This window comes from Cellulophaga sp. L1A9, assembly GCF_009797025.1.
GTDB lineage: Bacteria > Bacteroidota > Bacteroidia > Flavobacteriales > Flavobacteriaceae > Cellulophaga.
This window is the reverse complement of sequence record NZ_CP047027.1, coordinates 3,754,896-3,768,314: the sequence shown is the minus strand read 5'-3', so window position 1 is coordinate 3,768,314 and position 13,419 is coordinate 3,754,896. Positions and strand designations below refer to the sequence as shown.

The window sequence follows — 13,419 nt, the reverse complement described above, 5'->3', positions numbered from 1 at the left end:
ATTAACCTTTTTCCTTTATTCCAGTAAACCAATTGTAAATAATTAAAACTATAGCGAGCACTAAAAGGATATGAATGATCCCTCCTAAAATTTTAAATACTAAAAAACCAAGAATCCATCCTATAAAAAGTACTATAATTATACCCCAAAGTATTTTATTCATAAATTCATTTTTTACTTCAACACCGTAAATTGAAGTCGCTTATCGTCTGACTTCCCTAAATTAGTCTTGATTGTTTCTAAACATTGATAAAGCACTGTTTTTAATTGATTAAAAGAACTAGGCTTTTGCAGGTAGCTGTTCGCTCCCATTACTTGCAGTTTTTCAACCTCCCAATCGTTAAAAGATGTGGAATAAATAACAACATCTATACCTTTAAATTTTTCTTCTGCCTTAATATCTGCAAGACATTCAAAACCATCCATCATCGGCATTTTTAAATCTAAAAATATTGCTTGGGGCAAAGATTCCTTAGAAAACAAATCTGCCATTAAGTCTACCCCATTTTGAAATGTTGTTAACTCAATATGTATAGGCAATTCTTGTAAAGCATCTGAAAAAAACTGACGGTCATCTTGATCATCATCGGCTAAATAAACTCTCATAAGGCTGCATACGATTACGGCTAATACTACAAAAAAACATAGCCTATTTTCAAAAATTAAAAATAGGCTGTGTTTTAATAAGGTATTAACTTTAAAAAACTAGAAATTAACTCAAATGAATTTTTTAGAAAAAATCGAACAAGGCTACTACCCCATTGTAGGAGATTACACAGGCAAAGAATAAGGCTGCGAATAGCCCAATGTTTAGGCCCAATCCTGCTTTATATTCTTTCATTAAGCCCTTATTATTTACTAATAAAATAATCCCTAGAATAACTAAAGGAAGCACAAACACGTTAAATACTTGTGATAATATCTGCATTTGTATAGGATTTGCGCCAAAAATTGGGACAATTAATGCAAAACAAGACGCTATTCCTGTTACAATTTTAAATTGTTTTGATGTGGTATCTAATTCTCCCGATTGATAATCTGCTAACAAAATAGGAGCAATTAACAAACATGGAAAAATTGATGAAAGTCCGGCACTTAGTGTCCCAAAAAAGAAGAGTGTTAAAGCAAATTTTCCTGCGACAGGTTCTAAAGTATTAACCATATCTAAAACTTGAGTTACAGGTTTACCTTGATGGAATAAAGCACCAGAGGCTACTGCCATTACCGAGCCACTTATAATGAATACTAAAATTGCGGCAATAATAGCATCTTTCTTTTGTTGTTCTCTATTGCTCATGTTCCACCCTTTCCCTTTTACAAATAAAGGTCTTGATAAGAACGTTGCTGCAGCCATGGTTGTCCCCACAAATGCAGCAACCATCATTTTACCACCTTCTACTTGTGGAATACTGGGTATTAATCCTTGGGCTACCTCAATTGGTAATGGGTATACCATAAATAAAGATATGATAAAGGATAACCCCATAATCGTTACAAAAATGACAAGTATTTTTTCAAAAAAGGTATATTTCCCTACCAGTAAGAGGCTATACATAATGGCAATCACAATTAAAGCAACAATGAGTACTACTTCATACCTACTGCCAGATAAATTTGGAAAATAAATGACGATAATTTCAAAAATTATATTTGAGGAGATCCCTAGAATACCCATTAAAGAATTCCATTGCCCTAAGGAAATTCCGACTATAATTAGGATGGCTATAAGCTTTCCGTATTTCAAATGCTTCTTAAAGGCATACAGTGCTGTTTCTCCTGTTACTAAGGCAAAATTCCCATAAGCATACATTAAGATACCCGAGAAAATACAACTTAAAAGTAATACCCAAAGCAGTTGCATACCATAAGTACTTCCTGCAACAATCATAGAGGTTACACTCCCTGTACCAATGGTATACCCAATGGCAAAAATCCCTGGTCCAAAGGCTAATACTAATGCTAAAATCTTTTTTAAAAGTGATGGTTTGTTAGACAACTTGTCCATACATGATTGTTTTAAATGGATATTGTTATGCGTAAATGAGTTAGATTCACAAAAAATACCTAAATTGGTTATCCACATTGGTTCACCAAAAATAGACATATTATTGACATTTTCAAGTTTTTGCTATGAATTACAATTATAATCTTAAAATTACACCTAAAATTATATGAATAATTTATCTCGCGAAGAATTTTTAAAATTATCTGCAATGGGTATTGCTGCCATTCCTCTACTAGGAATGAATAGCTCAGAAAAAATAAGTACGCCTGTATCAAGTAAACCACTAAACGTACATTTGTTTTCTAAACATTTACAGTTTTTAAAATATACAGAAATGTCTGAAGCTGCTTTAGACATGGGGTTTAACGGATTAGATATAACCGTTAGAAAAGGCGGGCATGTAGCTCCCGAAAATGTGGCAACCGATTTGCCGAAAGTAGCAAAAGCCATGCGGGCAGTTGGCCTATCTACTACATTAATTACCACCAATATTACAGATGCTACCGCTCCAGAAACTTATAATATTCTGGAAACAGCTAGCACCTTGGGTTTTAATAATTATAGGATGGGATGGTTAGAATATCCTGAAACTATTTCTATCCCTGAAAGTATTGAAAATTTTATACTCCAGTTTGAACAACTTGAAATTCTAAATAAAAAACTGAACATTACGGGTTCTTATCAAAACCATGCAGGAATTCATGTAGGTGCTCCGATATGGGACATCTATCAAATAATAAAAGATAGAAATCCAGAGTTTATAGCCTCACAATATGATATCCGGCATGCAGTAGTAGAAGGTGGTACTAATTGGCCTTTAGGCTTACGCCTGTTGCATAAACATATAAAATGTATTGTTATTAAAGATTTTAAATGGGGACAAGAAAATGGTGTATGGACTCCAATAAATGTTCCTTTAGGAGAAGGGATGGTAGATTTTAAAAGCTACTTCTTATTGCTTAAAAAATATGGCCTCACAAATATTCCCATTTCATTACATTGTGAATATGATTTAGGAGGTGCAGAACATGGAAAAAAAGAAATAACACTCCCTAAAACTGAAGTCTTTAAACGCATAAAGAAAGATCTTGACTTTCTTAAAAATGCATGGCCACAAACCGAATAAAAACGATATTTAAAAAGCGCATATTCATAGCTTAATGCTCAGAAAAAACACATTCCTGTAGCGCTAATTTGTGTCACAAAAACCTTTAAGCCGCTTCTGTATCCGCCAATTTAGGTTTTAGAAAACTTACCGCGGTTCCTTTAGTTATTGCTCTTACTCCAATAATAAATATTGATTAGTATGCCGAAATCTAAATTCAGAAAAAACTAAAGTTTTGCTCCGTAAGCTAAATCGCCAGCATCGCCAAGACCTGGAATAATATAACCTTTAGCATTCAGTTTTTTATCTACAGCAGCGATCCACAATTGGGTGCTTTCCGGAAAGACTGAATTTACATAGGTGATTCCTTCTTCAGAACCTATTACCGAAACAATATGAATTTCTTTCGGGGTGCCATACCCTTTTAATCCTTTTAAAACGTTTTCCAAGGTTCTGCCTGTCGCGAGCATTGGATCTACAAGCAATAATATCTTGCCCTCTAAATTTGGAGCTGCAAAATAATTGACAATAACTTCAAAATCATCAGAATCTCCTTCATGATGTCTATATGCCGAAATAAATCCATTTTCAGCATCATCAAAATAATTTAAAATCCCTTGATGGAAAGGTAATCCTGCTCTAAGAATAGAACAGATCACAATATCTGAAGCCGCTAAAGCTATTGTCTTTTCTCCTAACGGAGTTGTCGTTGACTGATCTGTGTATTCTAAGGTCTTACTTAATTCATAACTCAGCACCTCTCCTACGCGTTCAATATTTTTTCGAAAACGCATACTGTCTTTTTGTATGGTAACATCACGTAGTTCTGCGATAAATTTGTTTAAAATTGAATTTTTAGTTTCAAAATTATGAATAGTCATAAAAGGTAAATTTCTCTAAAATTACACTTTTTAATAAGAGATTGAAAAATCTAGTTAGCTCCTTTTCTCTTTTTGTGTATTCTTATTCATTTTATACACTACCAAAAACCCAAAAACAGCAATTAGCAACCACATTAAATCTACAGTATAAGAGGAAGAATTTCCATTTTTAAGACTGACCCAAAGCCAATTGCCCGATACAACACCATTACTAACTGGTACTAACACCCCAAAAACACTTCCTAAAAGCAACGAAGTTTTGTTTGTAAACGCATTATCTTTTTTAAAGATAAATAGCAGTGTTAGTAGTAGCCATCCCACAAAATAAAAAGTATAGACAAAAGACTGACTCGCAGGGGCAAATACTTTAACCGCTATGAAACTCAAGGCTGTAATAGGGAACATACTTAAACAAATAGCGAGATAAATTTGAACAACCCGCTCATTAAAACGTCGTTTTTTTTCTGGTATATTTTTTTTATCCCGAGCAACCAACCAAATCATAACTCCAGATATAATTACAAAACACGTAACAAAACCCAATAACATGCTCAGTAATTTTAATGCCAGGCCACCATAATCTCCATAGTGAATTCTATACAAGATATTTTTAACGGCTTCTACGTAGCTTTGCTCGGTAATTGGATTTTTCTCTGAAACTATTTTTCCCGTTTTAGCATTGTAGATAACCTCTCCTATGCCATTAAAACGATCTGTATAGGCCAAATGCCCACTAAGCAAAACATGCATATTTTCATCGCCATAATTAAAAATATGCACTTCTGTAATTTCAAAATCGCTCCATTTCTCTTGGATCTCTTTCATATAAGCAACTACAGAAACATCTGACTGTAATTTTTTATGCTCTGGTTCAAAACTAGGGTGTGCATAACCTAGTTCTTCATAGAACTTTGCTTGATCACCATTATACATAATTAAAACATTAGGTGCGACTAAAAGCAATTTTATCATAAAAAACGCCCCGGTGACCGCATACACAAATTGAAATGGGAGCCCTAACATTCCCAAAGTAGTATGTGCATCTGTCCACATGGTTTTTAGTTTTTCTAAAGGTCTAAAAACATAAAAATTAGTTATTATTTTCTTCCAATGTACTAGTACTCCTGTGATAATGGCAAATAGGAAAAATAAGGCGACAAAGCCCGATAAATAATATCCGATGGGATAGGGTATTTGAGCAAAGAAATGTAATCGATATAAAAACTCTCCCAATGAATACGATTCTGAATAGGTATTTTCTTTAAAGTCTTTGGTATCTAGATAAAAGAAATGTGCAGTTTTAGTTTTTTCTGGTGCTAGGGAATCTTTTGATGCCGCAATGGAGACACCGACTTGTTGTTCAATGAAATATTTTTTTAGCTCAACATCTCTGCCGTACAAATTGTGATTTTTATTGATCGTATCTAGAACAGCATCTACATTAAAGTTAATATCATCTGTGATTTCCACGATATCATTTCGTTCCCAATTCACAATTTCATCCCTAAAAAAAGAAAAAGAACCTGCAAAAAAAATCACATATAAGGCTACACTGATTACGATACCACTAACAGTATGGGTATGAAAAAGAATATTATAGGTGCGGTTTTTCATTAGGATATAATTGGATTATAGAGTTTACCTATGTAAATTAAAAAGGAAAATACTAAAGTGATTAAAAGATAAATTGCCCATATTCTCCAACCATTTTTAGCTAAAAAAGCAACAATCATAAGCACCACCCAAAGAATGAACCCCGTAAAAGTGGCCGTGATTAGTAGTGCAGTATGCTCTATAACATAGGCAAGCGCTATATGAAAAGAAATGGTCACTAAATACCCTCCAATTATTCCAGCTGTAATTTTAGCAAAGCGCTGCCAATTAGAGGATAGATATTTTTTATTTGCTGGCATAGTACTTATAAAAGAAAAGTTTCAAAACAGATACAGGGAGTGAAAATTAGAAATGCAATTTTATACGTGATTAAATGTAAAGGAGTCAACAAAATAATACTACTTCCAAAGAGCATCAGCGTTATTAGGAAAATAAGAATTCCTCCACCTATGCCAAACAAATGAATATGTAAAAAAATTGCAATAGCTATTAAAAGAGTAGCTATTAATTTTCCTAAAATTTGATGGGTTTCTATCCAATTTTCAAAACCGAAACCAACATACTTTACAGCTCTACCGGAGGTGTTGTAAAACATATAGAATGAAATGAAAACAAGAAAAATTGCTGTTGAAATCATAAATTAAAAACATTAAAACAACCCTGAACGCATGAGCTCATTCAGAGTTGTTTGAGAAAAAATAAACTAACTCACTCAAATAATGCTATTGAATACAATACGTTGCACAGTGCCAAATAAACTCATAGGCATCCCCTTTATAGGTACCTGGAACGCGTTCCTCAAAAGTAGTTTCGATGATGTATTTAGTATCCCATGGCTTTTTAAATTGCACATACCCATTTTCATCGGTTTCTAAAGTTTTAGTCCACAAATCGGCCACATATACTTTAAATTCATTTTTTGCTAAAGGCTTATTTTTAAATAAGACTTGTAATTTTACTTCTTCTTTATTCTCGGAAACATCTTTAACTGTTATTCCTGAGCTGTTTAAGATTGCTGTTTCACCTTTCGCTTTTCCTATAACTATTTTTGCGATAGCATTGTAATGTGTTTTAAAAATTCCGAAATCATACTCGGTATAATCAATTACATTAATAGCATCATTATTTAAAACTACGGTATATACTCCCTCTTGCTTTGGTGTAAAATAGCCTACATAATAGTCTTCTTTAGCGCGTACAGACAATTCGCTTTTTATTCCTTGACCGTCTACAATCCAAAGTGTAAAATCTTTTACGTTGGGGAATGCTTCTCCATTTACTTTTTCTACCACACCGTAGGTATATTCTCCAAAGTAGACTCTTACTTCCTGTTTTTTTCCTTTTTCACCTTGCGGATTTGCTTCGATCCACAAATAATGGGCAAAACTTTGTGCGGTAACAAAAAGTAGTATTACTAAAGTTGCAATTGATTTTTTCATAATTTATATCGTGTTAAAATGAATAAGTTACTGTTACTCTTCCGTTAATTCCTGGTTCCGATTGCCAGTATAAATAGGTGCCGTAGTTAGAGCCTGAATATAAATATTCATTCAAAATATTATTCACATTTGCTTGTATTCTGAGCTTGCTATTTTGCCATGAAAGTCCACCATCTAGTCTGAAATAATCAGGTAAATCACTTTGGTTACCTGCTCCCCAGGCCCAAGTAGAACGGTCTATTTGGTATTGGTATCCTAGTGATGCTCCAAAACCTTTTAATTTTGAAGTTTCTGGAAAACTATAATTTAACCATCCGTTGGTCATATGTTTTGCATGCCCTGCTACTCTTGTTCCCACATTATCTGGATCGGTATCTTCTGTGATTTCAACATTGGTATTGGCATAATTTAAAATGATGTTCAATTCCGGAGTAATTTCCCCTTGCAAATCAAATTCGACACCCTTTGATTGTATTTCCCCTAACTGAATAGAAAAATTTACGTTATCAGGATCCGTTACCAATACATTCTCTTTTGTAATTTGATATACTCCTAAAGAGGTTTTTAAACGTCCGTCAAAGAAAGTTTTCTTCATACCTGCTTCAATATCATTAGCCTCCTCAGGATCAAAATAATCTCCTGCGGCACTAATTCCTGTCTGCCCTTGAAAAGATTGGTCATACAAAGCATAGGCTTTTAATGTTGGTAATACATCTACACTTAATCCTACTCTAGGGGTAAATTTTTCATCGCTCTCGTCTTTTCCAATTGTCTTTAAATTAGTATATCTCCCAGCCAATGTAAGTCTAAGCTTATCCTGAAAAAAGCCTATTTCGTCCTGAAAGTAGAATGCGCTAACGGTAGTACCATAATTGTAAACACCATCTCTAAATTTTAAATCTACTGATCTATCAAAATTTGGTAAAACAGAATTGCCATACCTCGGATTATAAATATTAAAGGGCTCGTCTATATCAATAACAGCGAACTGGCTAAAATCTGCCCAATATTCTTTCTGACTAAAATCATATCCTCCTAAAATTTTATGACTCACACTTCCGGTATCAAATTTTCCGTTTACATAGGTCTGAAAATATTTTCCAACAGATAAAGCATCCCAAATACTCATGTAACGAGCAGCGTCTCCGGTATCGGAATCTAAACTCCAAAGCCATATAGAATTTCCCACCTGATCATAGCGCATATAAGCAAATTGTGATGCTATACTCCAGTTCTTAGAGAAATCGTGGTTAAAGTTTGTAAACAAAGAGGTTTCTTGAATGTCGGTTGCTGGATAATTTGAATCTGTAAACTTAAAATCACGATCTAAACTACCATAACCACCATCTACAGGAGCAAAAACGTAAGCAGAACCTAAATAACTTTCTGCGTCTTGTATACTTAACTGTGTTGTTAAGGATGTTTTATCAGAAATATTGTAGGTTATGGACGGGGAGATTCCGAAACGTTCTGCGTCTTCTCCTCCTCTATGAGAATCTGCTGTTTGGTACATTCCATTTAATCGGTAAAGCAACTTCCCGTTTTCTGTAAGTTTCCCTCCAAAATCTGCCGTAGCTCTATAACTATCAAAACTACCTGCTGCTACAGAAACTTCAGCAACCGGATTTACGGTTGGCATTTTAGTAACTACATTATAAAATCCGCCAGGTTCTCCGGCAGACATCATGAATCCGGCAGGTCCCTTAACAAATTCTATACGCGCTACGCTACTCATATCTTCAGATAGCGGCCCCCAAGTATCTTGAATATTCACTCCGTTTCTAAAAGCTGGTAACCGAAATCCACGCATATTCACCCGTGCAAAATTCCCCCAATGCTCTAGCATCGTAACGCCACTCACATTACGGATTAGACCATCCATAATATTGGTTACCTGTTGGTCTTTAAGTAAATCACTACTTACCACTTGAATGTTTTGGGGTAGGTTTACAATTTCTGTTTTTAAACGTAAAGAAGTGGATGGTGTTTTTACACTATACTTATTCTGTCGCCCATTTACGACTACTTCTTGTAGTGCTTCTTCATGTTCCGTAAGCTTTATGATCCCTACATTTGTGGTTTTGTTCGCTGTAACAGTAATTGCTTTTTTTACTGTAGAAAATCCAATAGAAGATACATTTAACGTGTACGTTCCTGCAGGAACGGCCGAAATATTAAACTGTCCTTTAGCATTCGTCATAACCCCATAAGAAGTCTGTTCTAATAGCACCGTAACATCTGCAATAGGTTTATTTTGTGAGTTCACTATGCTACCTTTTACGGAACTGGTTTGAGCTACAGAAAAAGATATCATTCCGAAAATTGCTACAAACGCAAATAAATTTTTAAGCATTATAATTTGTTATTTTTAATTAGTCTAAATAAGTTTGTGACTGCAAACTTAAAAAGTACTGTCCAATTCTAAACGACGAGTTATGATAAAAAAAAGACGCGATTTTAATAATGAAGACGTATATGATTTGCGCTTATCTATTGCGTATTTAAAAGATGAAATTGGAATAAAAACCAACACTTTTACCAGTAATGGCGTTAGTGTACACCAATACCAACTGTTGCCCAAATATGGGAATGGTACTCTAAATTACTTCATTTCGGAAGACATTGAAATTACAATGAGTAGATTTCAACTACATAAAGACATCTTGTATAAACCTGTTATAGATAAAGAGATATTGCAAATTTGTTTTCTAATTACGGGTGAAAAAATTATTTATATTGATGAGGTCCAACAAATATTTTATGAAAACAGAGCATCCTATATGGCGAGTATTGATCATTTTAGTGGTCATAGCAGAATTTTAGGCAAGAAACAATTTAAAGAAATCAAAGTGGTGGTCCCAAAAACTTTTTTAATCAATCATGGCTTTTTAAACGATTATGATTTCAAAAAACTAAGCGATGAAAAACTAATTCTACCCATAACCGAAGAGCTTTTAAATATTCTCTTAAGTATTGAAAAAAAAGATAGTGTTGAAAAAGCAAATCGTTTGTATTTAAGAGCAAAGGTATTTGAGCTTATTGCCTTACAAATAGAGTTGTATAAAAAAAATGAGGTAAATCCAAATAAAACAACTCAAAACAAGATATTAAATATTTTATATGACGTAAAAAAGTTCATTAAAACCAATATTCATAGGAACATGACTCTAACAGAACTAGGTGATGAAGTGGGAATCACAGGGCCCGCATTAAATAAGGAATTCATCAGGGTTTTTGGTTGTAGTATACACGATTATACGATTACAGAAAAAATGGATCATGCCAAGCTTTTATTGGAAAACTCGCAAAAAATGGTCTATCAAATTGCGGAGGAAGTGGGGTATAAAAATGCAACTCATTTCACTGCTGCTTTCAGAAAGAAAACAGGAACTACCCCTAAACAGTTTAAAAAACAACTATAAATTGCACCTGCTCCTTATTCCAAGAAATTAGTTTTGAAAAACTATAAATTCTGATCTACGATTTAATGCATGTTCTTCTTCGGTACATGGAACATCATTATCACATTTATTCACCAATAAAGTTTCTCCATAACCAGTTCCAGTAATACGACTTTCTGAAATCCCCATAGAAATGATATAGGAAACCGTAGATTTAGCTCTACGATCTGATAGCCATAGGTTGTAGCGATCACTATCTCTACTATCGGAGTGTGACCCTACCTCAACACGAGCTTTAGGATGTGCTTCCATATACGCGACCACTTTATCTAGTTCTGGATAAGCATCTGGATTTAAATAAGAACTATTGGTATTAAAAAATATAGTTTTAAGCTTTAAAATTTCTACTAAATCGGCACCAATTACAGAAGATTTGTCTCCTTTTTCCATTGGAATAATAAACTTCAATTCTTCTAAAGTTTCATCAACGGTATCCATGGGAGTTATTAGATATACCGTTTCATCATTATACCCTTCTACCTCAGCAACAAAGCGGTATTTTTTACTTGGAAATTCTATTGGAGAAAAGAATTCTCCTTTCGCATCAGCATTAATTTCAAACAGATTATTGTTGGCATAATCATACACGGTAACTTTTCCGTAAGGAAGTTGTTCCCCCGTTACTTTATCTATAATAGAACCGTTTATTTTTGAAACAATTTCTTCTGGTTCTTCTTCTATTTTCTCGAAGCTAAAAGCATAAATATCATCATCTCCCATACCTCCTGCTCTATTTGAGGCAAAGTATCCGTTTAATTTCTCTTCATTTAGAATAATAGAAAAATCATCTTCTTTACTATTTATAGGTACTCCTACATTAGAGATAGCACCTGTTTTAGCCGATACTGTATAGACATCTAACCCTCCCAAACCAGGATGTCCATCTGAAGAAAAATAGAGATCTCCGCTTTCTGCTATGAAAGGGAAGGTCTCCCGAGCTTCTGTATTGATGGTATTTCCTAAATTCTCAGGAGTACCAAAAGTACCATCCTCATTTAGTGTTACTTTAAAAATATCAGAAGCTCCAAAACTAGGCGACATATCCGATGCAAAATATAAGGTTTTCTCATCGGCACTCAAACTAGGATGCGCAGTAGAATATTCATTACTATTAAAAGGGAGCTCAGTAACACTTCCCCAAATCCCATTCTCTAAGGTAGCACTATAAATCTTTAGGCGACTTAAACCCGCTTCATCTTCTACAAAATTGCCGTCTTTACTATTGTTTCGAGTAAAGTAAACCGTAGTCCCTTCTTTCGTGAAAGCGGTTGACGATTCGTGCGTTTTAGAATTTAATGTTTTAGAAAAAACTTCTGGCGTTTTAAATGTACCTTCCTCATTGGTAGAATCTGCTTGGTATAAATTCAAATAGGCCGAATTAGTCCATTTATGAATATTATTCACCAGCAAACCAGTATCTCTGGCACTTGCAAAAACTAAATTACCTTGATATACGGACGGTGCAAATTCTGAATTCTTAGAATTGACAGAGATCTTTTTTAAAGTGAATCGTTTTGTTTTTGATCTTATTTGCTCCAAATAATCGCTATTTTCAGAAAATTTCTGAGCCCTTGAATCGGTCGCTTTCATTTTTTGGAATTTTCTCATATAAGTATCTGACTTCTTATACGCTTCCGTTGATTTTAAGGACTGTGCATACCTAAAATAGTATTCTGCTCCAATAGCATCAGATTTCAAAGCAAAAAGCTTCTCATACCATTCTGCCGCTTTTACATAATCACCATTATTAAAATTAGCATCACCAAGGTTTTTATAAATCACATCAGACGTATATCCCTTTGCTATTAATTCTTCGTAACTCTTAATTGCTAAGGCATACGAATGATTATTAAAATTCTCTTCTGCTTTTTTTAATTTACCTTCTTGTGCATAACTAAATGTTAGCATTCCAAAAAAACAAAATAGATAGTTGTATAGTGTCTTTTTCATACTTAGAAGAATCTTGGGGTTAATGCATTTCTAGTTTTAGCCTTAAATTCATAACGGATAAATACTTCAAAAGAACCATCGTTGAAACTGGTATCTCCCAAAGCTGTTGTTTCTTTATCATACGCTAAACCCACCATTAAACGTTCGGAGAGCTGAAAACCTATTAAAGCACTTAAAGCTGCATTTAAACGGTACCCTGCACCCAATGAAAATTTTTCGTTGTATAACATAGTCGCCGAAATATCGGTTTGCAAAGGAGCACCATTTACTGCTTTTACCAGTACTGCTGGTTTTAATTTTAGATTATAACTTAAATCAAACACATAACCAGATATTAGATACCAATTCATACGTTCTGTACCTACGGTGGATGCTGATCCTGATGCATTATCAAAATGCTCTGTTTCTAAAAAATTAGGTATGGAAAGTCCCGCGTAAAAACGTTCATTATGAAAATACACACCTGCTCCAAAATTAGGAGAAAACTTTTTATCAATAGATTCCACTCCTGCGGGAGCTGTAGACGGATTATAGTTTCTTAATTTATTAAAGTCGATGTTTAAAAAATGACCCCCTGCTTTTAATCCGAAGCTAAGTTTATTACTTTCTGAGGTTAAAATGGTATATGAAAAAGTAGCATCAAAATAAGTATCTTGATTCGTCCCATTTCCTATTTCATCATTCACTATAGATAACCCCGCTCCTACATTAGTAGAAATTGGACTATGAATATTTAAGGTTTGTGTGGTAGGAGCACCATCTAATCCTACCCATTGTGATCTATGCAAAGCAGCAATACTCAATGCACCACGAGATCCTGCATAGGCAGGATTCACGGCTAATGTATTGTACATATATTGCGTGTACTGAGCATCTTGCTGTGCTTTTAGACTTCCAAAAAGAGGGAGTACCACAAGCACTACGAGCATTATTATCTTTATGTAGTTACGAAGTTTCATGACAT

12 protein-coding genes are annotated in these 13,419 nt (G+C 34.2%); 2 read left to right on the top strand and 10 right to left on the bottom strand.

All coding sequences use genetic code 11. The features are described from left to right. Position 1: 1 nt before the first annotated feature. From GQR94_RS16590 to GQR94_RS16580, 3 genes are all read right to left on the bottom strand, one after another. A complete protein-coding gene (locus GQR94_RS16590) occupies positions 2-163 on the bottom strand; it encodes a lmo0937 family membrane protein (RefSeq protein ID WP_158977053.1) in 162 nt (53 codons plus the stop codon). Positions 164-174: 11 nt separating this feature from the next. After that, positions 175-606 (bottom strand): response regulator, encoded by a 432-nt coding sequence (locus tag GQR94_RS16585; RefSeq protein WP_158977050.1) that lies wholly within the window; start codon positions 604-606, stop codon positions 175-177. Between the two features lie 124 nt (positions 607-730). Further along, positions 731-2,005 carry an Nramp family divalent metal transporter gene (locus GQR94_RS16580; protein WP_158977048.1) on the bottom strand — a complete coding sequence of 425 codons (1,275 nt, stop codon included), beginning with the start codon at positions 2,003-2,005 and terminating at the stop codon, positions 731-733. A 166-nt stretch (positions 2,006-2,171) separates the two neighbouring features. Here GQR94_RS16580 and GQR94_RS16575 point away from each other — a divergent pair, with 166 nt between their 5' ends. Next, a complete protein-coding gene (locus GQR94_RS16575) occupies positions 2,172-3,131 on the top strand; it encodes a sugar phosphate isomerase/epimerase (protein WP_158977046.1) in 960 nt (319 codons plus the stop codon). 206 nt (positions 3,132-3,337) lie between these two features. Here the strand turns inward: GQR94_RS16575 and upp are convergent, their stop codons facing one another. From upp to GQR94_RS16550, 5 genes are all read right to left on the bottom strand, one after another. Beyond that, entirely contained in the window at positions 3,338-3,991 is a 654-nt protein-coding gene (gene upp, locus GQR94_RS16570; protein WP_158977044.1) for a uracil phosphoribosyltransferase, read from the bottom strand. A 54-nt stretch (positions 3,992-4,045) separates the two neighbouring features. Beyond that, entirely contained in the window at positions 4,046-5,605 is a 1,560-nt protein-coding gene (locus GQR94_RS16565; RefSeq protein ID WP_158977042.1) for a PepSY domain-containing protein, read from the bottom strand. Next, positions 5,605-5,904: a hypothetical protein gene (locus GQR94_RS16560; RefSeq protein WP_158977040.1), complete on the bottom strand. Its 300-nt coding sequence runs from the start codon at positions 5,902-5,904 to the stop codon at positions 5,605-5,607. Before GQR94_RS16560 ends, GQR94_RS16565 begins: the two co-directional genes overlap by 1 nt. 423 nt (positions 5,905-6,327) lie before the next feature. Continuing rightward, complete coding sequence (locus GQR94_RS16555; RefSeq protein WP_158977038.1) at positions 6,328-7,044, bottom strand: DUF4198 domain-containing protein; 717 nt, start codon at positions 7,042-7,044, stop codon at positions 6,328-6,330. Positions 7,045-7,057: 13 nt separating this feature from the next. Then, complete coding sequence (locus tag GQR94_RS16550) at positions 7,058-9,397, bottom strand: TonB-dependent receptor (protein ID WP_158977036.1); 2,340 nt, start codon at positions 9,395-9,397, stop codon at positions 7,058-7,060. Between the two features lie 82 nt (positions 9,398-9,479). Between GQR94_RS16550 and GQR94_RS16545 the strand changes: the two genes are divergently transcribed. Next, positions 9,480-10,466 (top strand): AraC family transcriptional regulator, encoded by a 987-nt coding sequence (locus tag GQR94_RS16545; protein ID WP_158977034.1) that lies wholly within the window; start codon positions 9,480-9,482, stop codon positions 10,464-10,466. A gap of 27 nt (positions 10,467-10,493) precedes the next feature. Here GQR94_RS16545 and GQR94_RS16540 read toward each other — a convergent pair whose 3' ends face one another. Continuing rightward, positions 10,494-12,455: an OmpA family protein gene (locus tag GQR94_RS16540; protein ID WP_233268382.1), complete on the bottom strand. Its 1,962-nt coding sequence runs from the start codon at positions 12,453-12,455 to the stop codon at positions 10,494-10,496. 2 nt (positions 12,456-12,457) lie between these two features. Beyond that, entirely contained in the window at positions 12,458-13,414 is a 957-nt protein-coding gene (locus GQR94_RS16535; protein ID WP_370458258.1) for a type IX secretion system membrane protein PorP/SprF, read from the bottom strand. Positions 13,415-13,419: the final 5 nt, after the last annotated feature.

Excerpts from the sequence above, each read along its gene's own strand:
- GQR94_RS16545 (WP_158977034.1), top strand. The coding sequence starts at position 9,480 with ATGATAAAAAAAAGACGCGATTTTAATAATGAAGACGTATATGATTTG.
- GQR94_RS16565 (WP_158977042.1), bottom strand. The coding sequence starts at position 5,605 with ATGAAAAACCGCACCTATAATATTCTTTTTCATACCCATACTGTTAGT.
- upp (WP_158977044.1), bottom strand. The coding sequence starts at position 3,991 with ATGACTATTCATAATTTTGAAACTAAAAATTCAATTTTAAACAAATTT.
- GQR94_RS16590 (WP_158977053.1), bottom strand. The coding sequence starts at position 163 with ATGAATAAAATACTTTGGGGTATAATTATAGTACTTTTTATAGGATGG.
- GQR94_RS16580 (WP_158977048.1), bottom strand. The coding sequence starts at position 2,005 with ATGGACAAGTTGTCTAACAAACCATCACTTTTAAAAAAGATTTTAGCA.
- GQR94_RS16535 (WP_370458258.1), bottom strand. The coding sequence starts at position 13,414 with ATGAAACTTCGTAACTACATAAAGATAATAATGCTCGTAGTGCTTGTG.
- GQR94_RS16560 (WP_158977040.1), bottom strand. The coding sequence starts at position 5,904 with ATGCCAGCAAATAAAAAATATCTATCCTCTAATTGGCAGCGCTTTGCT.
- GQR94_RS16555 (WP_158977038.1), bottom strand. The coding sequence starts at position 7,044 with ATGAAAAAATCAATTGCAACTTTAGTAATACTACTTTTTGTTACCGCA.
- GQR94_RS16575 (WP_158977046.1), top strand. The coding sequence starts at position 2,172 with ATGAATAATTTATCTCGCGAAGAATTTTTAAAATTATCTGCAATGGGT.
- GQR94_RS16585 (WP_158977050.1), bottom strand. The coding sequence starts at position 606 with ATGAGAGTTTATTTAGCCGATGATGATCAAGATGACCGTCAGTTTTTT.
- GQR94_RS16540 (WP_233268382.1), bottom strand. The coding sequence starts at position 12,455 with ATGAAAAAGACACTATACAACTATCTATTTTGTTTTTTTGGAATGCTA.
- GQR94_RS16550 (WP_158977036.1), bottom strand. The coding sequence starts at position 9,397 with ATGCTTAAAAATTTATTTGCGTTTGTAGCAATTTTCGGAATGATATCT.